Source organism: Tsukamurella pseudospumae (assembly GCF_001575195.1).
GTDB lineage: Bacteria > Actinomycetota > Actinomycetes > Mycobacteriales > Mycobacteriaceae > Tsukamurella > Tsukamurella pseudospumae.
The window spans coordinates 712,353-734,792 of sequence record NZ_LSRF01000058.1; the positions used below are offsets into that span (position 1 = coordinate 712,353).

The 22,440-nt window shown below is 70.5% G+C and carries 27 protein-coding genes; 12 read left to right on the forward strand and 15 right to left on the reverse strand.

Annotation, left to right across the window (positions count from 1 at the left end):
- Nucleotides 1-16: 16 nt before the first annotated feature.
- Nucleotides 17-1,477 (reverse strand): class I adenylate-forming enzyme family protein, encoded by a 1,461-nt coding sequence (locus AXK60_RS21910; protein WP_068574477.1) that lies wholly within the window; start codon nt 1,475-1,477, stop codon nt 17-19.
- 177 nt (nt 1,478-1,654) lie between these two features.
- Between AXK60_RS21910 and AXK60_RS27855 the strand changes: the two genes are divergently transcribed.
- Nucleotides 1,655-2,947: a PucR family transcriptional regulator gene (locus AXK60_RS27855; RefSeq protein ID WP_068575290.1), complete on the forward strand. Its 1,293-nt coding sequence runs from the start codon at nt 1,655-1,657 to the stop codon at nt 2,945-2,947.
- Here the strand turns inward: AXK60_RS27855 and AXK60_RS21920 are convergent.
- Genes AXK60_RS21920 through AXK60_RS21940 form a run of 5 tightly spaced genes read right to left on the reverse strand, consistent with a single transcriptional unit; the run spans nt 2,925 to nt 7,301 of the window.
- Entirely contained in the window at nt 2,925-3,581 is a 657-nt protein-coding gene (locus AXK60_RS21920) for a Rossmann-fold NAD(P)-binding domain-containing protein (RefSeq protein WP_068747155.1), read from the reverse strand. The genes AXK60_RS27855 and AXK60_RS21920 overlap by 23 nt on opposite strands.
- Before the next feature lie 11 nt (nt 3,582-3,592).
- Nucleotides 3,593-4,774 carry an acyl-CoA dehydrogenase family protein gene (locus AXK60_RS21925; protein WP_068574479.1) on the reverse strand — a complete coding sequence of 394 codons (1,182 nt, stop codon included), beginning with the start codon at nt 4,772-4,774 and terminating at the stop codon, nt 3,593-3,595.
- On the reverse strand, nt 4,771-6,396 hold the full coding sequence (locus AXK60_RS21930) for a dihydroxyacetone kinase family protein (RefSeq protein ID WP_068574481.1): 1,626 nt from the start codon (nt 6,394-6,396) through the stop codon (nt 4,771-4,773). Before AXK60_RS21930 ends, AXK60_RS21925 begins: the two co-directional genes overlap by 4 nt.
- A gap of 9 nt (nt 6,397-6,405) precedes the next feature.
- Complete coding sequence (locus AXK60_RS21935; RefSeq protein WP_068574483.1) at nt 6,406-6,837, reverse strand: SixA phosphatase family protein; 432 nt, start codon at nt 6,835-6,837, stop codon at nt 6,406-6,408.
- 11 nt (nt 6,838-6,848) lie between these two features.
- A complete protein-coding gene (locus AXK60_RS21940; protein WP_068574485.1) occupies nt 6,849-7,301 on the reverse strand; it encodes a SixA phosphatase family protein in 453 nt (150 codons plus the stop codon).
- Nucleotides 7,302-7,341: 40 nt separating this feature from the next.
- Here AXK60_RS21940 and AXK60_RS21945 point away from each other — a divergent pair, with 40 nt between their 5' ends.
- The 3 genes from AXK60_RS21945 to AXK60_RS21955 are packed head-to-tail and all read left to right on the forward strand — an operon-like array spanning nt 7,342 to nt 8,492.
- Nucleotides 7,342-7,551, forward strand: coding sequence for a hypothetical protein (locus tag AXK60_RS21945; RefSeq protein ID WP_068574487.1), 210 nt, complete (start codon nt 7,342-7,344; stop codon nt 7,549-7,551).
- A 3-nt stretch (nt 7,552-7,554) separates the two neighbouring features.
- Nucleotides 7,555-7,911: an RNA-binding S4 domain-containing protein gene (locus tag AXK60_RS21950; RefSeq protein WP_068574489.1), complete on the forward strand. Its 357-nt coding sequence runs from the start codon at nt 7,555-7,557 to the stop codon at nt 7,909-7,911.
- Between the two features lie 26 nt (nt 7,912-7,937).
- Nucleotides 7,938-8,492 carry a GNAT family N-acetyltransferase gene (locus AXK60_RS21955; RefSeq protein ID WP_068982592.1) on the forward strand — a complete coding sequence of 185 codons (555 nt, stop codon included), beginning with the start codon at nt 7,938-7,940 and terminating at the stop codon, nt 8,490-8,492.
- Here the strand turns inward: AXK60_RS21955 and AXK60_RS21960 are convergent.
- The 3 genes from AXK60_RS21960 to AXK60_RS21970 are packed head-to-tail and all read right to left on the reverse strand — an operon-like array spanning nt 8,381 to nt 10,879.
- A complete protein-coding gene (locus AXK60_RS21960) occupies nt 8,381-10,012 on the reverse strand; it encodes an adenylate/guanylate cyclase domain-containing protein (RefSeq protein ID WP_068574493.1) in 1,632 nt (543 codons plus the stop codon). The genes AXK60_RS21955 and AXK60_RS21960 overlap by 112 nt on opposite strands.
- A 34-nt stretch (nt 10,013-10,046) precedes the next feature.
- Entirely contained in the window at nt 10,047-10,532 is a 486-nt protein-coding gene (locus AXK60_RS21965; protein WP_068574495.1) for an SRPBCC family protein, read from the reverse strand.
- The gene (locus AXK60_RS21970; protein ID WP_068574496.1) at nt 10,529-10,879 is read right to left on the reverse strand and encodes an ArsR/SmtB family transcription factor; all 351 of its coding nucleotides are present in this window, start codon (nt 10,877-10,879) and stop codon (nt 10,529-10,531) included. The genes AXK60_RS21965 and AXK60_RS21970 overlap by 4 nt, the downstream gene beginning before the upstream one ends.
- Before the next feature lie 246 nt (nt 10,880-11,125).
- On the opposite strand from AXK60_RS21970, the gene AXK60_RS25990 reads away from it, so the two are divergent.
- Genes AXK60_RS25990 through AXK60_RS21985 form a run of 3 tightly spaced genes read left to right on the forward strand, consistent with a single transcriptional unit; the run spans nt 11,126 to nt 13,960 of the window.
- The gene (locus tag AXK60_RS25990) at nt 11,126-12,523 is read left to right on the forward strand and encodes an ABC transporter substrate-binding protein/permease (protein ID WP_156485812.1); all 1,398 of its coding nucleotides are present in this window, start codon (nt 11,126-11,128) and stop codon (nt 12,521-12,523) included.
- Nucleotides 12,520-13,275, forward strand: a complete 756-nt coding sequence (locus AXK60_RS21980; RefSeq protein WP_068574498.1) for an amino acid ABC transporter ATP-binding protein — start codon at nt 12,520-12,522, stop codon at nt 13,273-13,275. Before AXK60_RS25990 ends, AXK60_RS21980 begins: the two co-directional genes overlap by 4 nt.
- Before the next feature lie 49 nt (nt 13,276-13,324).
- Nucleotides 13,325-13,960, forward strand: a complete 636-nt coding sequence (locus AXK60_RS21985; RefSeq protein ID WP_068574500.1) for an MSMEG_1061 family FMN-dependent PPOX-type flavoprotein — start codon at nt 13,325-13,327, stop codon at nt 13,958-13,960.
- Nucleotides 13,961-13,963: 3 nt separating this feature from the next.
- On the opposite strand, the gene AXK60_RS27220 is transcribed toward AXK60_RS21985, so the two are convergent.
- The 3 genes from AXK60_RS27220 to AXK60_RS21995 are packed head-to-tail and all read right to left on the reverse strand — an operon-like array spanning nt 13,964 to nt 16,542.
- On the reverse strand, nt 13,964-14,125 hold the full coding sequence (locus AXK60_RS27220; protein WP_175400090.1) for a hypothetical protein: 162 nt from the start codon (nt 14,123-14,125) through the stop codon (nt 13,964-13,966).
- A 30-nt stretch (nt 14,126-14,155) separates the two neighbouring features.
- Nucleotides 14,156-15,310 carry an N-acetylglucosamine-6-phosphate deacetylase gene (locus AXK60_RS21990; protein ID WP_068574502.1) on the reverse strand — a complete coding sequence of 385 codons (1,155 nt, stop codon included), beginning with the start codon at nt 15,308-15,310 and terminating at the stop codon, nt 14,156-14,158.
- A complete protein-coding gene (locus AXK60_RS21995) occupies nt 15,307-16,542 on the reverse strand; it encodes a PTS transporter subunit EIIC (protein ID WP_068574504.1) in 1,236 nt (411 codons plus the stop codon). The genes AXK60_RS21990 and AXK60_RS21995 overlap by 4 nt, the downstream gene beginning before the upstream one ends.
- 106 nt (nt 16,543-16,648) lie before the next feature.
- Between AXK60_RS21995 and AXK60_RS22000 the strand changes: the two genes are divergently transcribed.
- From AXK60_RS22000 to AXK60_RS22020, 5 genes are all read left to right on the forward strand, one after another.
- Nucleotides 16,649-16,876, forward strand: coding sequence for a PTS sugar transporter subunit IIB (locus AXK60_RS22000; RefSeq protein ID WP_068574506.1), 228 nt, complete (start codon nt 16,649-16,651; stop codon nt 16,874-16,876).
- Nucleotides 16,873-17,328: a PTS sugar transporter subunit IIA gene (locus AXK60_RS22005; RefSeq protein ID WP_068574508.1), complete on the forward strand. Its 456-nt coding sequence runs from the start codon at nt 16,873-16,875 to the stop codon at nt 17,326-17,328. The genes AXK60_RS22000 and AXK60_RS22005 overlap by 4 nt, the downstream gene beginning before the upstream one ends.
- Before the next feature lie 203 nt (nt 17,329-17,531).
- On the forward strand, nt 17,532-18,806 hold the full coding sequence (locus tag AXK60_RS22010; protein WP_068575293.1) for a DUF445 domain-containing protein: 1,275 nt from the start codon (nt 17,532-17,534) through the stop codon (nt 18,804-18,806).
- Entirely contained in the window at nt 18,803-19,645 is an 843-nt protein-coding gene (locus AXK60_RS22015) for an Abi-alpha family protein (protein WP_231855646.1), read from the forward strand. The genes AXK60_RS22010 and AXK60_RS22015 overlap by 4 nt, the downstream gene beginning before the upstream one ends.
- 57 nt (nt 19,646-19,702) lie before the next feature.
- Complete coding sequence (locus tag AXK60_RS22020; protein WP_068575295.1) at nt 19,703-20,707, forward strand: AurF N-oxygenase family protein; 1,005 nt, start codon at nt 19,703-19,705, stop codon at nt 20,705-20,707.
- 19 nt (nt 20,708-20,726) lie between these two features.
- Here the strand turns inward: AXK60_RS22020 and AXK60_RS22025 are convergent, their stop codons facing one another.
- From AXK60_RS22025 to AXK60_RS22035, 3 genes are all read right to left on the reverse strand, one after another.
- The gene (locus AXK60_RS22025) at nt 20,727-20,960 is read right to left on the reverse strand and encodes a hypothetical protein (protein WP_068574510.1); all 234 of its coding nucleotides are present in this window, start codon (nt 20,958-20,960) and stop codon (nt 20,727-20,729) included.
- Nucleotides 20,961-21,040: 80 nt separating this feature from the next.
- Entirely contained in the window at nt 21,041-21,760 is a 720-nt protein-coding gene (locus AXK60_RS22030; RefSeq protein WP_068574512.1) for a GntR family transcriptional regulator, read from the reverse strand.
- Between the two features lie 36 nt (nt 21,761-21,796).
- Nucleotides 21,797-22,390 carry an alpha-ketoglutarate-dependent dioxygenase AlkB gene (locus AXK60_RS22035; RefSeq protein ID WP_068574514.1) on the reverse strand — a complete coding sequence of 198 codons (594 nt, stop codon included), beginning with the start codon at nt 22,388-22,390 and terminating at the stop codon, nt 21,797-21,799.
- Nucleotides 22,391-22,440: the final 50 nt, after the last annotated feature.

Consider the following 22,440-nt stretch of genomic DNA (forward strand, 5'->3'; position numbering starts at 1 on the left):
TGGGTCGGGTGGATTGTCAGGCGCTGGTGGGCGCTTCGAACTTCCGCAGGGTGGGCTTGTCGAGCTTGCCGACGGCGTTCTTGGGGAGGCTCGGGAGAGTCGTGATCTCCGCGGGCAGTTTGTAGGCGGCCAGCTTGGCGGCCGCGTGCGTGAGGATCGCGTCGCGATCGAGCACCGCACCGTCGGTGAGTGCGACGAACAGGACGGGCACCTCGCCGAACTTCGGGTCCGGCCGGCCCACGACGGCCGCCTCGGCGACCTGGGGCAGTTGGTAGATCACGGACTCGATCTCCTTGGGGTAGATGTTCTCCCCGCCGCGGATGATCAGGTCCTTCGCGCGATCGACGAGGGTGAGGTAGCCGTCCTCGTCGAGGAATCCGATGTCGCCGGTGCGAAGCCGGCCGTCCACGAGGGTCTCGGTCGTGTCCTCGGGACGATTGAGGTAGCCGCGCATGACGTTCGGGCCGGAGATCACCACGTCGCCCGCCTCCCCGGCCGGCAGCACGGCACCGTCGGGGCCCAGGACCTGCACGGTCACGCCGGGGATCGCGGGTCCGACGGTGCCGGCCTTGCGGACGCCGTCGTACGGGTTCACCGTTGCCACGCAGGTGCATTCGGACAGGCCGTAGCCCTCGACGAGCGGGAAGCCGTAGCGCTGCTCCACTTTCGCGAGCAGTTCGACGCTGGCGGGCGCGGCACCGCAGATCCCGTACCGGATCGACGAGGTGTCGGGGCGGACGTCGGCCGGGAGGTCGACCAGCATCTGATAGATGGTGGGGACGGCGGAGAAGTAGGTGGGGCGGACCTGCTCGACCCGGTCGAAGAAGGTGGCGGCCTTGAACCGGCCGGCCACGGTGGTGCGGCCGCCGGCGAGCAGCGGCGACAGCGTGCCCGCCACGATCCCGTTCGCGTGGAACAGGGGCAGGATCAGCAGGCTGTGATCGTCGGCGGTCAGCCCGAGGACGTCCACGAGGGCGAGGCACTGCGCCGTCAGGTTCGCGTGGTCGAGCCGAACTCCCTTCGGGCGACCCGTGGTGCCCGAGGTGTAGATCAGCAGGGCTCGATCCTCGTCGTGCGGGTCGACGGCGGGCGCGCCCTCGGTTCCGGCGTAGAGGTCGGCGGTGAGCAGCACCGACGTGCCGAGATCGTCGGTCCGCGCGTTGTCGGTGACCAACACAACCGAGCTCGCATCCGTCGCCTGGTAGCGGATCTCATCGGTGGTCAGGACGGGGTTGATCGGCGTGACCGCCGCGCCGAGGCGCCACGCGGCGAACAGCGTCACGACGAGGTCGGCCGTGTTGGGCAGGAGCACCGCGACCACGTCGCCGCGGCGCACGCCAAGCTCGGCGAGGGTCGTGGCCGCGGCCTCGATGACCTGGTGGAACGCGGCGTTGTCGAGGGTCCGGTCGTCGTCGGCGACAGCCGGCGCCGAGGGCGCGGCGGCGGCCCGGTGTGCGGGGAGGAGTGCGAAGTGCATCGGAGGCCCTCTCAGGGGTGGAGTGTGGTCCGGCTCACTGAGAAATCTAGATCCACGTGACCGACGTCACATCGTCCGCGCAGGCCAAGGATTCCTCCGGCGTTGTCCTCGACGAACAACAGCGCGAGATCCACGGATCACCCGTCGCGCGTCGCCGCGATCGCTACGCTCGGGCTCATGTCGGCGACGGACGCGAGCGGATCCTCCGAGGGAACGGTCTCGGCGGCAGCGGCGGTGATCACCCGGATGGAGCCCCGCCTCGCCGCGGTGACGGACGCGGTGCGGGACGTGATCCTCGCGCAGATCCCGGAGCTGCGGGGTGATACCCAGCTGGTGGAGCTGCTGCGGGCCAGCGTCGAGGGCAACATCTCGACGATCTTCGCGGCGATCCGGCACGGCATCGACGTGGCGGGGGTGACCGCGCCGGTCGCCGCCGTCGAGTACGCGCGCCGGCTCGCGCAGCACGACGTGACGCCGAACGCCCTGGTCCGCGCCTACCGCCTGGGCCAGCAGGAGCTGCTGCGCCTGGTGTTCGCGGAGGTGCGGGCCGGCGGTGTCGACGCCGATACGGCGCTCGAGGTCTTCGAGGCCACGTTCACCGCGACCTCGCAGTACATCGACTGGATCTCCGAGCAGGTCGTCGAGGTGTACCGGCAGGAGCTCGACCGTTGGCGGGAGAGTCGCGAGCGGATCCAGGGCGAGCAGATCCGCAGGATCCTCTCCGGTACCGCGGATTCCCGCGGCGTCGACGAGATGAGCGCGGCGCTGCGCTACCCGCTACGCGAGCACAGCCTTGCGGTGATCATGTGGTACCCGCAGCCGGAGCTCGAGCGCGGTGAGCTGATCGGTATGGAACGCTTCCTGTTCCTCGCGGCGAAGCACCTCGGCGCCTCCTCCAAGCCGCTGTTCCTCGCGCACGACCGGCAGACGGCCTGGGGCTGGATCCCGCTGTCCGCCAGGGCGGCCGACGGTGCCGTGGAGATCCTGCGCGCCCTCGGAGCGTCCGACCGGCAGGCGCCGTCGCTCGCGATCGGCGCGCCCCGCAGCGGGGTGGTGGGGTTCGTGCGCTCGCACGAGCTGGCCGAACACGCCCGCGCGGTCGCGGTACGCGCACCGGGGGAGGACCGGGTCTCGGTGGCCAGCGGCGACGTCGGCGTCGTCATCGCCGCGATGCTGGGCGGCGATCTCTCGACGGCGGACGTCTGGGTGCGCGAGGTGCTCGGGCCGCTCGCCGAGCCCACCGAATCGGATGCGCACCTGCGGCACTCGCTGCAGGTGTTCCTCGAGGCCGGCTCCAGCTTCACCGCCGCCGCGCCGCTGCTGCACCTGCACACCAACACGGTGAAGTACCGGGTGCGCAAGGCCATCGAACGCCGCGGACGGCCGCTCGAGGACGGTCGGCTGGACGTGGAGATCGCGCTGCTGCTGTGCCGGCGATTCCCCGCGATCACGGGGCCGAACTGGCGCTGAGCGCGACGATCCGGGCGTTCTCGAGCACCCGATCCGGCGGCCGGATCTCTGCGGTGCGGATCATCGCCCGGCCGACCTCCACCGCGGAAGTGATCCGGTCGGGGATCATGCGGCGCAGCAGCGGCGCGGCGGGAACGATGACCGCGTACAGCGCCGTATTCAGCCGCGACCGGAGCCGCGCCCCGGGCAGCGGAAGGATGATCGCGGGCCGGAACATGTACGTGCCTGTACCGAGGGCGAGGAGGGCGTTCTCGGTCTCGCCCTTGACCCGCGCCCACATCAGCCGCGACCCGGCGTCGGTGCCCGCGCCGGACACGTAGCAGAAGGCCGCTTCGGGGTTCGCCGCGAGCACCGCCCGGGCCGCGGCGATCGGGATGTCCCGGTTGGCGATCCGGTACTGCGCCTCCTGCTTGCCCGCCGAGGTGGTGCCGAGGCAGAAGAAGCAGCCGTCGTAACCGACCAGCCGGTCGGCGACCGCGGAGTAGTCGGTGAAGTCGCGGTGCTCGATCTCGCGCAGCTTCGGGTGTTCCCGGCCCGTGGTCGAGCGGGCGACGACCAGGACCTCGGTCACGTCCGGGGCCTGCAGGCACGCCTCCAGCACGCCCTGGCCGAGGAGCCCGGTGGCGCCGAACACGATGACGCGCGTCAGCCGAGCTCCTGCTGAGCACGGCGGACCAGGCCGCCGCCGATGATGAGCCGCTGGATCTCCGAGGTGCCCTCGTACAGGCGCAGCAGCCGGACGTCGCGGTAGATCCGCTCCACGGTGGTCTCGCGCATGTAGCCCGAGCCGCCGTGGATCTGCACGGCGCGGTCCGCCACGTCGCCGACCATCTCGGTGCAGTACAGCTTCGCGACCGACGGTGCGATCCGCCGGTCCTCGCCGGAGACCCACTTCGCGGCGGCGTCCCGAGCGAGGGCCCGGCCCGCCATGACGCCGGTCTGCATGTCCGCCAGATGCGCCTGGACCAGCTGGAAGTCGCCGATCGGCGTGCCGCCCTGCGTCGCGACCGCCGCGTGCCTCAGGGACTCGTCCAGTGCCCGTTGCGCAGTGCCGACCGCGAGGCCCGCGATGTGTACGCGGCCGCGGGCCAGCGAGGTCATCGCAGCGCGGTAACCGCCCTCCTCGTCGCCGCCGACCAGCGCGGATGCCGGGACGCGCACGCCGGTGAACGCGACGTTCGAGGTCCAGGCGCCCTGCTGGCCCATCTTCTCGTCGTGCGGCGCCACCTCCAGGCCCGGCGTGTCCGCGGGGACCAGGAACACCGCGATGCCCGGGCCGGTGCCGGCCTCCGCGGGCCGGGTGCGGGCGAAGGTCACGAACAGGTCCGCCGACTGCGCATTGGTGATGAAGCACTTCTCGCCGTCGAGCACCCAGTCGGCGTCCGCGCCCTCGCCGTCCCGGGCGGCGCGGGTGCGCAGTCCTGCGGGGTTCGACCCCGCGCCGGGCTCGGTCAGCGCGAACGACGCGACGACCTCGCCGGCGGCGATCCGCTCCAGCCACGTCGACTTCTGTTCGGCGGTGCCGAAGTTCACCAGGACCTGGCCGGCGATGCCGTTGTTGGTACCGAACATCGACCGCACCGCCAGCGAGGTGTAGCCGAGCTCCATCGCGAGTTCGACGTCCTGCGCGAGGTCCAGGCCGAGGCCGCCCCATTCCTGCGGGATCGCGAAACCGAAGAGCCCCATGTCCTTCGCCTGCCGGCGCAGGTCGTCGGGGATCGCATCGGCGTCGGCGATCTCCCGCTCGCGGGGGACCACGCGGGTGCGCACCCACTCCCGGACCTGGTGCAGGATCTGGGCGAAATCCTCGGCGTCGACCTCGCTCATGCGGCGGCCTCGAACAGCCAGGACATGACCAGCGCACCGGGATCCGGTACGCCGCGTACTGCGTCGCCGAGGTAGCTCGCCCGGCCGCGAGAGGCGGCGCTGTCGGCCGTGGCCGCCACGCCCCGGGCGGCCGCCTCGGCGGCGTCCGCCATGGATCCGCCGGCGGACAAGGCGTCCGCGGCGGGGGAGAGCGCATCGACCACCGTCTTGTCGCCCACCCGCGCCCCGCCGAGCTCGACGACGGCGTCGAGACCGGCCCGCACGCCGGCGGCGAAGCCGGCACCGTCGGGCTGCAGGGCCCGCCCGAGCTCCGTGAAGAAGGTCCCGAAGACGGCGCCCGAGGTGCCGCCCGAGCGCACCAGGTACGAGGTGGCGATCGCCTCCAGGACATCGGAATCCGGGCCGCGCAGGGGCAGAGGGAAGTGGCCGAGCGCGGCGGCCATGTTGGTGCCGAAGTCGCCGTCGCCGGCCTTGCGGTCGAGTTCGGTGAGCTCGTCGACCGAGCGCTGCACCCGGCCCACGAAGTCCGAGAGCCACACGTTCGGCTCGCCGCGGTCCGCGGAGTCGTCCGGCAGCGCCTGCGCGAGCGGGTCCAGGTACGACGGTGCGGTGGCCGTGTTCGGCCAGCCCGGTGCCGCGGTCGGTGCGTCCCAGAGCGCGATCAGCTCGTCGTCGAGCGGGACGACGGTCACGGAGGCGCCGGCCATGTCGAGGGCCGTGATCACGCGCCCGACGAGCGAGCGGGCGACCTCGATCCCGCGCTCGCCCAACTGTTTCACCGTCTCGGCGAAGAGCACGCCGAGCTCGAGATCGGTGACGGCCCCGAGGTTGTCGACCACGACCAGGGCGCGGTCGCCGGACTCCAGGCCGGTGCCGGGCAGGATCCGCGCGAGCAGGTCGGTGACGATCTCCTCGGCGGCGACCACCGGCCGCTCGACCCGGGCGCGCTCGCCGTGGATGCCGACGCCGAAGGCCATCTCGCCGTCGGCGAGGTCGAAGGAGGGCTCGGTCGCGCCGGGCACGTTGCAGGCGGAGACCGACACCGCCATCGAACGCGCACGGGCGACGGTACGCCGCCCCAGCGCGGCGACCTCGGCCAGCGGCGCCCCGAGATCGGCTGCTGCGCCGCAGATCTTCTCCACCACGACCGTGGCGGCGGTGCCGCGCCGGCCCGGGCCGGCCGTGTCCTCGGTGGCCACGTCGTCGTCGACGAGGACGACCTCCGTCTGTACGGCGGACGCCGCGCCGTCGGCGACCGCGACCAGCCGCCGCGCGACGGCGAAGTTCATGACATCGCCCGTGTAGTTCTTCACGATGTGCAGTACGCCGGCGCCGGTGTCCACCGCGCGGGTGGCAGCGGCGATCTGAACGGCGTTGGGGGAGGTGAAGATCAGCCCGGGGCACGCGGCGTCGAGCATGCCGGCGCCGATCATCCCCACGTGCATGGGCTCGTGTCCGGAGCCGCCGCCGGAGACCAGGGCGACGCCGGAGGCGCGCGGCGTGCGCCGCGCGACGAAGCCCGCGTCGTGCCACGCGGCGTCGGGATGGGCCGCGAGGACGCCCCGCAGACCGTCGGTGAACAGGGAGCCGGCGGAGTTCTCGAAACGCGCGCGTACCGTCACGCCCCCACGTTAGCGAGGAATGTGCAGCTCCGCGTGCCCGTCTTCGACAACGGCGAAGGCCGAGGTCGGGAACTTGGCGAAGGTGAAGGTGGGATCGAGGATCTGGGCCGCCTCGGCGAGCCCCGGATCGTGGCCCACCACCAGCACCGTGGCCGCGTCGCCCCGCTCCGCGTCGACGATCTTCAGGATCTGTTCGCCCGTGGCGCCGTACAGCTTCGGGACGAAGCGCACCGGCGCGTCGACGGCCGCCTGTTCGAGCGTCGCCCGGGCCCGCTCGGCGGTGGAGCACAGCACCAGATCGACGACGTGCCCGTAGCGGCGGATCGCCTTGCCCGCCAACCCCGCCTGCCGGATCCCGCGCTGCGCCAGCGGACGGTCGTGATCCTTCACCTTGTCGGGGTACGCGGACTTGCCGTGCCGCAGCAGGATCAGGGTGTCCATAAAAGGACATCCTACGGGGTGAACCACGCACGCAGCCGCCCCGATCCGGGCGTGGCCGGACCGTCGTCGAGGTCCAGCAGCACGACGGTGCCGGGGGAGAAACCCGGCAGTTCGGCGCGCGGATCGAGCTCGGCCGCCGCCTCGGGCAGGCCGGGGAAGTGCGCGACCACCAGTAGGACCGGTACGTCGCCGGGGACGCCGTTGATCTCGTCGAGCACGCGACGGCCGGGGCACTCGTACAATTCCTCGGTCGCGGTCATCGGGCACCGCAGTCCCGTCGCGTGGAAGGTCTCGACGGTGCGCCGCGCGAACGAGACGAGCGCGTGGTCGGGCTCGAGCCCCTGCTCGGCGAGCCACTCCGCGGACCGTCGGGCCTGGTACCGACCGTTCTCGGTGATCGGGCGTACCTCGTCGGGGATCGACATGCCGGCCTCGCCGTGTCGCATGAGTGCCAGCACCGTCATGATTCGATCTTGCCCTGCCGGGAATGCGTACATTGGTGACATGGCTGGAAAAGAGCTCGATCCCGCGCGCAAGCAGGCCGCGCTGGACGTCGTGAAGCAGCATCCGGGGATGGTCGCCGCGATGGCCGCCCCGGCGGTCGTCGTGGTCGCGGTGGGCTTCTTCATCAGCACGGGCCTCGGGTTCCTGCTGCTGGTGGCCTTCGGCGTGCTCGGCGCCGTCGGGTACTCGCGGCTGACGCGCCGGCGCTGAACCGTGCGGGTCGACGCCTGGCTGTGGTCGGTGCGGCTGACCAGGACCCGGTCCGCCGCCGCCACCGCGTGTCGTGCCGGGCACGTGCGGGTCAACGGCGCCGCTGCGAAGCCGGCGCAGCACATCGTCGTGGGCGACGAGGTGCGGCTGCGGCTCGGCGGCCGCGAGCGGATCGTCGAGGTGGCCACGCTGATCGCCAAGCGGGTCGGTGCGCCCGTGGCCGCCACCTGCTTCATCGACCACAGCCCACCGCCCCCGCCACGGGAGATCGCCGCGTCCATGCCCCACCGCGATCGCGGCGCGGGCCGTCCCACCAAGCGCGAGCGCCGGGAGACCGACCGGCTACTCGGGCGGGAGTGACGCGGTCCGGCATCTACCGTGGAACCATGACACCGTCACCGGCCCGGATCGCGCAGGCGCAGGACGCCGCCGCCGTCGCGGCGCTCGCCGCGCGGACCTTCCCGCTCGCCTGCCCACCCTCGCTCCCGCGCGAGCACGTCCAGACCTTCATCGCGCAGAACCTCGGCGAGGCCGAATTCGCCGGGCACATCGCCGAGCCCGGCCACCGGGTCCTCGTCGTCGACGGTGCGCCGGGACCCGACGGTGCCGCGCGCCCCGTCGGGTACGCGCTGGTCCTGCACGGCGACTTCGATGAAGGGCCGGAGAGCCTGCGCGGCGCACCGTCGACCTACCTGTCCAAGCTGTACGTGGACCCGGACCACCACGGCTCCGGGGTGGCGCGCACGCTCCTGGACGCGGCGGTGCTGGGTGCGGCCGGCGAGCCGCTGTGGCTCGGCGTGAACGCCGACAACGCCCGCGCGAAGCGGTTCTACGCCAAATCGGGGTTCGTGGTGGCGGGCACGCGCACGTTCACCGTGGGCGGGACGACCTTCGTCGACGACGTGCTGGTGCTGGCGGCGAGCGCGGCGCGCGGCGCGTAGAGCCGGGTGATCTCGTTGCGGCCCCGCAGATCCTGTTCATCGGTGAAGCGCCAGTGCTGCGACTCCGCCTCGCGGGCGCCCATGACCGCGGGCTCGGAGGCGACCGGCAGCGAGGTGTCGCGCTTGGCCACCTCGGACAGGCGCGCGGACTCGTTGACCGGGTCGCCGATCACGGTGAACTCGTACCGCTCGATCGCGCCCACGTTGCCCGCGACGACGACGCCGTAGGACACGCCGATCCCGGCGGCGAGGCCGGGCACGGCGGAGGGCAGGCGGTCCGCGATCATGCGGGACGCGCGGAGTGCGCCGCCGGCCGGATCCGGGTGGGGGAGCGGGGCGCCGAAGACGGCGAGCACCGCGTCGCCCTCGAACTTGTTGACCAGGCCGTCGTTCTCCTCGACGGCGGTCACGATCACCTCGAAGAACCGGTTGAGCAGCTCCACCACCTCGGTGGCCGGCCGCTCGCGGGCCAGCGTCGTGGACCCGACGACGTCGACGAAGAGCACCCCGACCACCTGCTCGGAGCCGCCCAGTTGCACGCCCCAGCCCAGGGCCTGCTCGGCGACCTCGCGGCCGACGTGCCGGCCGAACAGGTCGCGCAGCCGCTCGCGTTCGGCCAGGCCCGTGGTCATCTCGTTGAAACGGGCCTGTAGCTCGCCCATGTCGGATCCGTCGAACACCGTGATGGAGACGTCGTGCTCGCCGTCGCGGACGCGCCGCAGTGCGTTCCGCAGCACGCGCAGCGGCCCGACGATGGTGTCGGCGTTGAGCAGGGTGAGCAGCGGGCCGGTGAGCAGGGCGATCGCGGCGATCGCGGTGACGGCGACGAAGATGTCCATCTTGGAGGTGTCGTCGCGGAAGGTGGCGAACACGACGACGAGGAAGATCCCGACGATCGGCACGCCCGAGCCCACCGCCCACGCGGTGAACGCCCGCCCCTTGAGACGGCTGCGGCGCGCGATCGGGTACCCGGCCTCGAGCGCCCGCGCGGCCGCCGGGCGCAGCGCGAACTCGGTGATCAGGTACGAGATGGCACAGACCACGACCCCGCTCAGACCGGTGACCAGGGCGACCTTCGGCATCAGTTCAGGGTCGACGAGGCCGTAGCCCACCGTGACCACGACGGTGCCGCCCGCCCACAGCAGCGCCTGGATCACGGTGAGCCGCCACGGCGCGGTCATGGCCGCCCGCGCCTCCCGTGCGGTGGGGGTGTCCCCTCGGATCGACCAGCGCAGGGACCGGACCAGCCGGACCGTGCCGAGCACGACCCCGAGGAGGAACGCGATGCCGATGTAGACCGGCATCACGAGGAAGGGCATCCACCAGGCGTCCCACCGCATCGCGGGTTTGGGGATGCCGACCGTCGCGAGCGCGATGGCGAGCCCCACGCCGATGGCGTTGGCGATGAGCACGCCGGTGGTGAGCACCAGCTGGATCCGCACCCGGGTGGTCCGCGGGCTGTCGTCGGCGGAGCCCAGCAGGACCGACCCGTAGTCGGCGCGGAGCCGCGGCAACCTCATGCCGACAACGTACCGGGCCCGCGCCGACCTCGGGTCAGACCTCGCCCGCGTCGAGGAGCTCGTCGAGCTTCGCGTATCCGTCGACGATGCCCGACTCCATCCCACTGGCCAGCATGCCGTCGCGGTTCTCGAAGCTGTCCAGCAGCGAGACGGCGCGCAGGCGGGTGCGGCCGTCGCCGAGGTCCTCGAAGGTCATGGTCTCGAGCGAGACCCCGTCGGGCATGTCGTCGTAGGTGAAGGTCTGCACGATCCGGTCCTCCCGGACGTCGTGGAAGCTGCCGTGGAAGGCGTACCGCTCGTCGCCGCGGCGGCTCACGTACGCCCAGCTGCCGCCGGTGCGGGCGTCCCAGTGCACGATCTCGGTGTCGATGTCGGACGGACCCACCCAGCGGGTGTAGATCTCCGGGTCGGTGTGCGCGCGGAAGAGCTGGGCGGGGGTGGCGCGGAAGTCGCGCGTGATGGTCACGGTGGGGAGGGTGGTGGAGGCCTCGATGCCGGCCTCGGCGTTGACGATGGTCATGATGCTGCTCCTTGCTCGGTGCTGTCGGTGGGGTTCTCTTCGGCGTTCATGTCGGCGAGCACGGCGTCGAGGCGCTGGTAGCGCTGCTCGGCGCGGCGGCGGTACCGCTCGATCCACCCGTTCATGAGGTCGAAGACCTCCGCCTCGAGGTGGGCCGGCCGAGCCTGTGCCCGTCGGGTCCTGCTGATCAGGCCGGCGCTCTCGAGCACGGTGAGGTGCTTCGAGACGGCCTGGATGCTCACGTCGTAGTGTTCCGCGATCTCCGTGAGCGTGGCGTCGCCGTCCGAGAGCCGGGCGACGATGTCGCGGCGCGTGGGGTCCGCCAGTGCGGCGAACGCGCGGGACAGGTCATCGTTGTCGTCCGTGGTGCACCTCCGTCGTGTTCAACCAATCGATTGAATACGACGGTACGCCCCTGTCCCGACGTGGTCAACCTGTTGGTTGAATACGCTTGTCCCCGGGACGGACGTCCCCGTCGGTGATAGGAACGACGCATGCGAACAGCAGCGGTCACCGACGACGCCCTCGCCCGGCGGGACCCTCCCCGAGCGGCGGTGACCGCGTTGCGGCGGGCGGTCCTCGCACTGCTCGTGATGCTGCTGGTCGCGGCGCCGCTGCCGGCGAACGCCGACCCGGTGCCGCCCGCCGGCGGCGTGCTGCGGGTGGGCACCGAGGGCGTGTACGCGGTGTACAGCTACCACGACGACACCGGGAAGCTGACCGGGTACGACGTCGAGATGATCACCGCGATCGCCGAGAAGATCGGCGTGCGAGTGGAGTTCGTGGAGACGCCGTGGGATTCGATGTTCGCGGCGCTGGAGTCGAACCGGCTCGACCTGGTGGCGAACCAGGTCGCCGCGAATCCGGCGCGGGCGGCCAAGTACGACCTGTCGGACCCGTACAGCACGGCGAGCGGGTCGATCCTGGTCCGCAAGGGCGACGATTCCGTGAAGTCGCTCGCCGACATCCGCGGCGAGCTCGCCGCGCAGAGCTCGACGAGCAGCTGGTCCGGCGTCGCCGAGAAGGCGGGCGCGCGGATCGAGCCGGTCGCCGGGTTCACCGAGGCGGCGACGCTGCTCGCGCAGGGCCGGGTGGACGTGGTGGTCAACGACACGGGCGTGATCCGCAACTACCTCGCGGTGAATCCCTCGGCGCCGGTGAAGATCGCCGCGGAGACCCCCGACAAGTCCGAGTCGGTGTTCGCGGCGCGCAAGGGATCCGGCCTCATGCCCGCGATCAACCGCGGCCTCGCCGAGATCCGCGCCGACGGCACCGCCGAGCGGATCTCGCAGAAGTACTTCGGCGCCGACAGTGCCGCGCCGAAGCAGTCGACCACCTGGGACCTGGTGCGGCGCAGCCTGGTTCCCCTGCTCAAGGCGATGGTCACCATGACGCTGCCGCTCACCGCGATCAGCTTCGTGATCGGTCTGGTGATCGCGCTGGCCGTCGCGCTCGCGCGGATGTCGGCGCGGAGGCCGCTGCGGGCGTTGGCGACCGCGTACATCTCGGTGATCCGCGGAACACCGCTGCTGGTGCAGCTGGTCATCATCTTCTACGGACTGCCCGCGATCGGGCTCGTCTTCGATCCGTTCTTCGCGGCGGCGATCGCGTTCTCGCTCAACGTGGGCGGCTACGCGGCGGAGATCATCCGCGCCGCGATCGGCGCGGTCCCGCAGGGGCAGTGGGAGGCTGCCGCCACCATCGGCATGGACTACGGCACCTCGCTGCGCCGGATCATCCTGCCGCAGGCCGCGCGCACCGCCACCCCGCCGCTCGCGAACACCCTGATCTCCTTGGTCAAGGACACCTCGCTGGCGTCCACGATCCTCGTGACCGAGGTGTTCCGGCAGGCCCAGATCGCCGCGGCGCCCACCTTCGACTTCCTCACCATGTACGTGGTCGCGGCCTGCTACTACTGGGTGGTCTGCCAGATCCTCAGCGTGTTCCAGTCGAGGCTCGAGACGCGATTCGAAAGGTACGTGACGCGATGACCGACCTGATCTCGGTGCGCGGCCTCACCAAGTCCTTCGGTGACGTGGACGTGTTGCGCGGCATCGACTTCGCCGTGCCGGAGGGCACGGTCACCGTCGTCATCGGACCCTCCGGGTCGGGCAAGACGACGGTGCTCCGCTCCCTCAACGCGCTCGAGCTGCCGGACGGTGGAACGGTCACCGTCGGTGAGGCGACGGTGGACTTCGGCGCGGGGCCGCCGGGCAAGGCGGAGCTGAAACGCTATCGTGCGCAGAGCGCGATGGTCTTCCAGTCGCACAACCTGTTCCCGCATTTCACGGCGCTGCGGAACGTGACCGAGGGGCCCGTCGTCGTGCAGAAACGGCCCGCGGCGGAGGTCGAGTCGCAGGCGCGGGACCTGCTCACGCGGGTCGGCCTGGCCGAGCACGCGGACAAGTACCCGCACCAGCTCTCGGGTGGCCAGCAGCAGCGCGTCGGGATCGCGCGGGCGCTGGCGCTGCGGCCGCGGGTCGTGCTGTTCGACGAGCCGACCTCGGCGCTCGATCCGGAGCTGGTGGGCGACGTGCTCACCGTGATGCGCGATCTCGCGGACGAGGGCCGGACCATGGTCGTGGTAACGCACGAGATGGCCTTCGCGCGGGACGTGGCCGATCAGGTGCTGTTCGTCGACCGCGGCGTGGTGCTCGAGGCCGGCCGCCCCGCGGACGTCATCGGGAAGCCGCAGCAGGACCGCACCCGCGAGTTCCTCGACCGCATCCTGCGGCCGCTGTGAGCGGGAAACGGGTCGCGCGAACGGCCTGCTGATCTCTAGGGTCGATGGCATGGCGCACGAACGCAGACCGGTGACCACCGAGGCCGAACTGCGCGCGGTCGTGCCCGAACCGATCCCGCGGATCCGTGACAAGGCGAAACCGGAGCTGCACGAGGTGCACCGGCTGTTCCTGGCCGCGGCGCGGCTGTACTTCGTGGCGACCTCCGGCGCGGCCGGCGACCTCGACGTCTCCCCGAAGGGCGACCCCGCGGGCGGCGTGCTCATCCTCGACGACCGCACGATCGCGCTGCCCGATCGGCCCGGCAACCGCCGCGTCGACGGGCTGCGGAACCTGCTGCAGGACCCGCACGTCGCGCTCGAGTTCGTGATCCCCGGGCGCGGCGATACGCTGCGGATCAACGGAACCGCCGTCGTGCTCGCCGACGCGCCCTATGCGCCGATGATGGCGGTGGGGGAAAAGCTGCCCCAGCTCATCGTGGAGGTCGCGATCGACGAGGTCTTCTTCCACTGCAGCAAGGCCTTCCTGCGGTCCGAGGCGTGGGAGCCGTCGACCTGGCCGACCAACGACGACGACCACGGCGTGCCCCGGCGCGCCGTCATCGCGAAATCCCTGGAGCGCCCGGACGACTCGCTCGAGGAGCTGGACCGCTACTACGGACCGGGCTACGGCCGCGAGTTGTACTGAGCTCTAGTCCGGCCACTCGGAGCGGAGCGCCTCCAGGTAGCCGTCGGGGAACCATCCGGTGCCGCTCCCCGCGAGCCTTCGGGCTGCTGCGAGACGCCGTTCGATGTCGGCGGCGTCGGGGTCGTCGACCGTGCTGTTCGCGTCTCGATCAGGGGATGCGGTCATACGATGAGTGTGCCCCTCGGCGGGATGCCGTCACACCTGATTTCCGCCGCGGAGCACCCGCAGCAGGTCCAGATCTGCGGAGAGCTCCAGGACATCGGCGCGCAGGCCGGCGGACAGCTCACCCCGGTCCTTGAGGCCCAGCAGTCGGGCCGGCGTCGTCGCGCCCGCGCGGGCCGCGTCGGCGAGGGCGACGCCCGAGTACCGGACGGCGCGAGAGAACACGTCGAACACCGAGGAGGTGCCCCCGGCGATCGCGCCCGGCGTACCGTCGGACGTGGTCAGGCGGGCCGTGCCGCCCCCGACGGTGACCTCCAGCGGCCCCAGCGAGTACTGGCCGTCGGGCATGCCGGCGGCCTGCATCGCGTCGGAGATGAGCGCGACGTGGTCGGGTCCGACGGTCGCGAAGACCATCGCGACGGTGCCTGCGGCCAGGTGCACCCCGTCGCCGATGACCTCGGCGACCGCGCGCCCCTCGCCCGCGACCTTGAGCGACGCGCCGACCGCGCCGGGGTGCCGGTGGTGCATCGGGTGCATGCCGTTGAACAGGTGCGTGATGCTCACCGGACCGGACGGCGTGCCGAGCGCGGCCGCGACGGTGTCGTAGTCGCCGGCGGTGTGCCCGACCGAGACGACGGCGCCGGCCTCGGACAACTGCTGGGCCAACACGTCGAAGTGCGCCGTCTCGGCGGCGACCGTCATCGAGCGGATCCGTCCGCCCGCGGCGTCGAGGAGCGTCGCGAGCAGCGCGGGGTCACCGTCGACGATGTACCGCGGGTCCTGCGCGCCGCACACCTCCTGGGCCAGGAAGGGGCCCTCCAGATGCAGGCCGGCGACGGTGCCGTCGTCGACGAGGGGCGAGAGCGTCGCGATGCGCTCGAGGAGCTTGTCCGCGGACGCCGAGACGAGCGAGGCGAGCATCGTCGTCGTACCGCGGCCGAGGTGGTGCGCGGCGGCCGCGCGGGCACCGTCGGCGTCGGAGTCCGGGAAGCCGAACCCGCCGCCGCCGTGGCAGTGCACGTCGATCATGCCGGGCACGTACACGCGGTCCGACGGTGCCGGGAGACCGGCGGGCGGGAAGGCGGACGCCGGCCCGACCTCCGTGATGAGTCCGTCGCCGTACGCGACGACGCCGTCGTCGATCGCCCCGGAGGGCGTGACGACGGTGCCGCGCAGGTACTCGGTCACGCCGTCACCTCTGCTTCCTCGTCCTCGTCCTCGCGGCCGGGGGTCTTGAGGTTCCGGCGCTTGATGATGAACGAGAACGTGAAGTAGTAGATCACGGCGTACACCAGGCCCATCGGGATGAGCCACAGCGGATTGGTCGCCTTGCCGAAGTTGAGGACGTAGTCGATCGCTCCCGCCGAGAAGGTGAAGCCGTGATGGATGTCGAGCCAGTTCGCGATGAGCAGGGAACTGCCGGTGAGCAGTGCGTGGACGATCAGCAGTGGCCATGCGACGAAGATGAAGGAGAACTCGAGCGGCTCGGTGATGCCGGTGAGGAAGCTGGTGAGTGCGACCGAGAGCATGATGCCGCCGACCACCTTGCGGTTCTCGGGCTTGGCGCAGCGGTAGATCGCGAGCGCCGCGGCGGGCAGGCCGAACATCATGATGGGGAAGAAGCCCGTCATGAACGTTCCGGCGGTGGGGTCGCCCTGCAGGAAGCGGGCGATGTCGCCGTGCACCACGTCGCCGCCGGCCGTGCGGTAGTCGCCGAGCACGAACCACACCACGGAGTTGATGATGTGGTGCAGGCCGAGCGGGAGGAGCAGGCGGTTGACGGTGCCGAACACGCCGCCACCGACGACCGAGTGCTCGGCGACCCAGTTGCCGAGGCCGGTGAGCGCCCAGTTGAACGCGGGGTAGATGAACGCCATGATCACGCCGACGACGATCGCGCCGGAGGCGGTGAGGATCGGCACGAGGCGCCGACCGGAGAAGAAGCCGATGTAATCGGGCAGCTTCGTCTTGTAGAACCGCTGCCACAGCATCGCCGACATGATGCCGATGACGATGCCGCCCAGCACGCCGTAGTCGACGACCGCGGGGTCGCCCGCCTTGTCGACCTTGCCGGCGAGCACCACGGGGGACATCGCCTTCTCGACGGCCTGGAAGGACAGGTAGCCGACGAGCGCGGCGAGTGCGGTCGAGCCGTCGGCCTTCTTCGCCCAGCCGATCGCGATGCCGACGGCGAACAGGATCGCGAGGTTGCCGATCAGCGCGTTCCCGGCGCCGCCGATGACCGCGGCCACCGTCTTCATCGACGACCAACGGCCGAGGAGGTCGTCCTGCCCGAGCCGCAGGAGCAGGCCGGCGGCCGGGAGGACCGCGATGGGCAGCATGAGGCTGCGGCCGAGTTTCTGGAGACCGCTCAGATCGAGCCGTCGTGCTGATATACCGGATCCGGATGAGGAACTCATTTTTCGCTCCTGTCGAGGGACGAGTCCACTAGGGTGACGACAGGTTATAACCAGTTGGGGGCGGCGTGAGCCGGTTTCCCCGAACCTCTCCGAAAGGGCGGCAGACATGTCGAAGGCTCAGGACATCGTGAACGGACTCGGCGGGGCCGACAACATCGAGGAGGTCGAGGGCTGCATCACCCGGCTGCGCTGCGAGGTCAAGGACGCGGGTCTCGTCGACCAGGCCGCGCTCAAGAAGCTCTCGCACGGCGTGATGGTGGCCGGCTCGGCGGTCCAGGTCGTCGTCGGGCCGACCGCCGACGCCCTCGCGGAGGAAGTGCAGGACCTCCTGTGACCGACGTCCTCGCGCCGGTCGCCGGGCGACTGGTGCCGCTCTCCGCGGTCCCCGATCAGGTCTTCGCCGGCCAGATGGTCGGTTCGGGTGTCGCGATCGAGCCGTCCGTCCCCGCCGACGGTGCCGACGCCGTCGTGGTCTCGCCCGTCGCGGGCACGGTGCTCAAGCTGCATCCGCATGCGGCGATCGTGCTCGGCGACGGTGGTGTCGGTGTTCTCGTGCACGTCGGAATCGACACCGTGAATCTGGGCGGTGAGGGCTTCACGCTGCTGGCTGCGGAGAAGTCGAAGGTGGCCGCAGGTGATCCGCTGATCTCGTTCTCCCCGTCGGGAATTCGCGATCGAGGCCTTAGTGCGATCTGCCCGGTCGTGGTGATGGATTCCAAGCCCGGATCGGTCGCGGATCCTGCGGAGCGCGAAGTGCTTGCGGGAGAGGTGTTGTTTGCAATGTAATCGAGCTTGTGTCTCGGCGTGTTCATCTGGTCACAGTGATCGAATCGAGGAGTAATCCTCTCATCTTGTTGAGTACTGTGAGCGCGAATGATGTCGAGCGGGTGACCGTGAACCATTCGTAGGACGAGTGATTCGGGCCGCGCGAGCGGAGATGGAGGGTACGTGGTGCGCTCGACGACGAACGTCGGTGAGGGGTGCGTGTCGTGAACGCACATCTGATCGAGCAGCTCATCACGATCCCGTTGTTCACCGGCATCATCGGTTACATCACCAACTGGACCGGCATTCTCATGCTGTTCGAGCCCAAGCGGTTCTACGGCATCAAGATTCCCGGCATGGCCACGTTGTATCCGTTGCTCCCGCGGCGCGTCCAGGTGATCCCGGCCATTCAGCCGGACGGCCGCGTCGGATGGCAGGGGATCGTGCCCTCGAGGGCCGAGAAGATGGCGAGCATCGCCGTCGACAAGTCGCTCAACAAGGTTGGCAGTATCGCCGAGTTCTACGAGGTGATGGATCCCGAGCACGTCTCCGAGGTGCTCACCCGCGCGTCGCTGCCGATGATCCCGTCGATCGTCGAATCCGTGATGCAGCGCGAGAACCCGCGTCTGTGGTACTCGCTCCCCGAGGACGTGAAGCTGCTCGTCTACCGCCGCGTGTCGGCGTCGCTGCCGAAGGACGTCCGGCGGATCACGTCGACCATCGGCGAGAACATCGACGACTACATCGACGCCAAACTTCTGGTGATCCGCTACCTCACCAACAACCCTTCGGTCCTGAAGGACATCTTCTACAACATGGGCCGTAAGGAACTGAAGTTCATGCAGAACTTCGGCTTCTACTTCGGCTTCCCCATGGGCTTCCTGCTGGTCGCCCTGCTGCATTTCTTCCCGTACTGGTGGCTCCTGCCGCTCGGTGGGATCGTCATCGGCTACGTCGTGAACTACATCGGGATCCTGATGATCTTCGAGCCGATCCACCCCACCTGGTGGGTGCCGTGGAAGCAGGGCCTCTTCCTGAAGCGGAAGAAGGAGATCGGCGAGGAGTACGCCAAGGTGATGGCCGACAAGGTGATCACCATCGAGAACATCTGCGACGAGCTGCTGCACGGTCCGCGCTCGGACCGGACCCGGGCCACCGTCGAGACGGTGCTGCGCGACTCGATCGACAACGCCGCGGGCTGGGCGCGCGGCTTCGTCAAGCTGTCGGTCGGCAGTGAGGCCTACGACCGCGTGCCGCAACTGGTCGGTGCGGAGGCGCTCAAGGTCGCCGAGGCGACGGTCAGCCAGCCGCAGTTCGTGGCCGAACAGCAGACCAAGGTCCGTGAGTTCGTCATCGAGCGGATGAGCAAGCTCAGCCCGGACGATCTCAGCGAGCTGCTCCGGTCGGCGATCAAGCAGGACGAGTGGCTGCTGTTCCTGCACGGAGCGGTGCTCGGCTCGTTCGCCGGCTTCCTTCATCTAGCGATCTTCGGGGTGTGACAGACGTGAGTGACAAGTCCGGTTCCAACGCGGCGCGGGACGTCGACGACGCGCTCGACGCCGAGGGGCGCGAGTTGGCGGTGCGTGGCGAGGGCGGGATCGCCGAGGTCGACAAGCACGAGTCCGGCGGCGGCCTCCTCGGGCGGCTCGGGCGCGTGTCGAACTCGGCGTTCAACGTGACCCGCGAGATCGGCGGCTCGGCGCAGCGCCTCACTCAGCAGTTCGTCAGCGAGGCGGGGCATCTCGTGGACGTCGCGCTGACCACCGAGGTGGCGCCGCGCATCGTCGTGCACGGCGAGGTCGTCGAGGAGCTCGACGAGCGTGAGGACGAGCCCGTCACCACCTCCGAGGAGCTCCGTCGCACGGGTGACCGTCTGCTCGCCCAGTCGGCCGAGCCGGCCGGGGCGCAGGCTCCTCACCCGGCGTTCGCGCACATCCTGCAGGAGCTCTGCCCCGACGAGGCCCGCATCCTGCGGCTGCTCCACAACGACGGTGCGCAGCCGGCCATCGACGTCCGCACGAACCGGCCGTTCGGGGTCGGCGCGGAGACGGTGGCCGCGGGACTGTCGATGATCCCCGAGGTCGCGGGCTGCCGCCATCCGGAGCGGATCGCCGCGTACCTCGGCAATCTGCACCGCCTGGGCCTCATCTGGTTCTCGAAGGAGCAGGTGGAGGTGCGGCGGTACGAGCTGCTCCAGGTCCAGCCGCAGATCCTCGATGCGATCAGCACCGCCGGCCGGTACGCCAAGACCGTCCGCCGTCGGATCGAGATCACCCCGTTCGGCCGGGACTTCTACGGCACCTCCTTCACGCCGTCGTCGGGCTTCTCGGGGGCGTGAGCGCGAACCGCATGTGGTAGACAGTTCTCAACAGAGTGTCTATCTTACGAGGTGATCATGGTTGACGTGGCTCACACGGATGTCGAGGGCGCGCACAGCAGCGCCCAGCGCGCCGATTTCCACCGGACGTTGTCGGACCTGTCGACCGCGTCGGTCGAACGCAACTTCGACCCCTACCTGGACATCGCCTGGGATTCGCCGGAGCTCGCGATCGACCCCGCGGACCCGCGATGGGAACTGCATCCCGAGCTCGACTACATCGGCCGGAGTCCCTGGTATCAGGCGCAGCCGCTGGAGAAGCGGATCGCCATGGGCGTCTGGCGGCAGGCGAACCTCGTCAAGGCCGGCCTGCAGTTCGAGCAGGTGCTCATCGCGGCGCTGATGCAGTACTCGTTCGTGCAGCGCAACGGCTCCCCGGAGTTCCGCTACGCCACGCACGAGGCCCGCGAGGAGTGCAACCACACGCTCATGTTCCAGGAGTTCGTCAACCGCACCGGCCAGAAGGTGCCCGGTGCGCCGCGCTGGTTCCGCACGGTGATGCCGCGCCTGACCCGCGCCGCCGTCTGGGCGCCGCCGGGGTTCTTCGTGGGCGTGCTCGGCGGCGAGGAGCCGATCGACCACATGCAGAAGCACCAGTTGCGCGCCGCAGACACCCAGCACCCCGCGCTGACCGCGATCATCGCGATCCACGTCGCGGAGGAGGCGCGCCACATCTCCTTCGCGCACCAGCTGCTCGACTACCAGGTCCCGAAGATGAGCCGCGTGCAACGCGGCATCCTGTCGGTGGTCACGCCGCTCGTCATGTGGTCGCTCAACAACGTGATCATGGTGCCGCCCAAGCAGTTCTGGGAGACCTTCGACGTTCCGGACGAGGTGCGCAAGCAGATCTTCTGGCGCGATCCCGCCACGCGGCGCATGCGCGCCGAGGTCTTCGGTGACGTGCGTGCGCTGGCCGAGCGCATCGGCCTGATGAACCCGGTCTCGCGCCGGGTGTGGTCGGCGCTCGGGATCGGCGGCCGCGCATCGCGGTTCCGGGGAGAACCGCAGTACGAGGCGATCTGACGGGTCGCGTTCTCAGCGATCAGCTGCAGGTCACTCGGCGGGCGCCGGTCTGGCGGTGGAACCACGACGCCGCTCCGAAGTTCGAGTACGCCTGGCCCCAGCGGACGTAGGTGCCGGCGTGGAGGCCGTTGGCGGCCACGCCGCTGCAGTACCAGCCGTTCGGGTGCGGGGCGGCCTGGGCGGCGGGGACGGCGACGAACCCGCCGGTCGCGATGGCGGCGATCGTGGCGGCGGCGATGGTGAACCTGCGCATGGGACTTCCTTCGTTCGGGGTGATCTGCTGCTGTTGTCAGCGATCGTGCCGAGCGCCCCTTGTGTCCCGCTTGGCGCGCCCTAGCGGCCGGTCTCGGTGACCGTCATCTGCACCTGGTAGCGATCGGAGCGGTACCAGGAGTAGCTGTGCTCGACCCGGACCTCCCCGGAGAACGAGACGCGATCGAAGGCGAGGATCGGGGCGCCCGAGGGTACCCCGAGCAGACGGGCGAGTTCGCCGTCGGCGGAGATGGCCCCGATGGACTGCTCGGCGCGGTCGATGGGGTGGCCGTACTCGGTGCGCAGCAGGTCGTAGATCGACTGCGTGAGGTCGTGCACGTCCATCCCGGGCGCGACCGCCTGCGGGTACCACGCGTCGTCGATCGAGATGGGCACCCCGTCTGCGAGGCGCAGGCGTTTGATGTGAAAGGCCTTGTCCGCGGCGCGGATCTGCAGGGCCGCCGTCGTCGACGGGGGTGGGATCCGGAGCTCCGTCTGCAGCACCACCGTCGACGGTGAGCGGCCCAGGCGCCGCATGTCGTCGTGGAACGAGGCGAGGTGCAGCTGCGAGCGGGCGGGGCGGTCCGCGACGAAGGTGCCCTTGCCGCGGATCCGGACCAGTGTGCCCTCGGCGACGAGCTGGCGCAGCGCCTCACGCACCGTGATCCGCGAGACCCCGTACTCCTCGCACAGCTGCCGCTCGCTGGGGAGCGCGGCGCCCGGCTCGAGGCCGTCGGCGCAGCGTTTCTCGAGGAGCGATCGCAACTGCTCGTGCTTCGGAATCGGGCCGTCCGCGATCATGATCCCATCTTGTCACACCAGGTCATGACCAGTGGGTCATCTGACCCCGGCCACCCGGAACTGCACGCTGATCCGCGGCCCGGCGTGCGGGACCTTCGGCACCGCGTGTTCCCAGGTGCGCTGTGCGGAGCCGCCCATCGCGAGCAGATCGCCGTGGCCGATCGACAGCTTCGTGCTGGCGCCGCCGCCGCGCGGCCGCATCAGGAAGGGGCGCGACGCGCCGAGGGAGACGATGGCGACGATCGTGTCGTGGGTGGCGCCGCGGCCGATCGTGTCGCCGTGCCAGGCCACCGAATCCGCGCCGTCGCGGTACAGGCACAGCCCGACCGAGGTGAAGGGCTCGCGCAGATCGTCCCAGTACAGCTCGGTGAGCCGATCGCGCGTGCGGGCCAGTTCGGGGTGGGGCAGCGCCGCGCCCGTGTCGTAGTAGCGCAGCAGCCTGGGCACGGGCAGCGTGCGCTCGTACATGCGGCGCTTCTCCTCGACCCACGGCACGTCGCGGCCCAGGGCCTCGAACAGTTCGTCGGCCCCGACCTGCCAGTCCGCGCGCACGTCGAGCCACGCACCGTCGGCCAGGTCCCGACGGTGCGGGGCCAGCGGTACGGCGTCGTCGAACAGCGAGTCCTGCATCGCCCACGACGATACGACGACCCACCGACATGTTCGCCGCGACCTCCGTA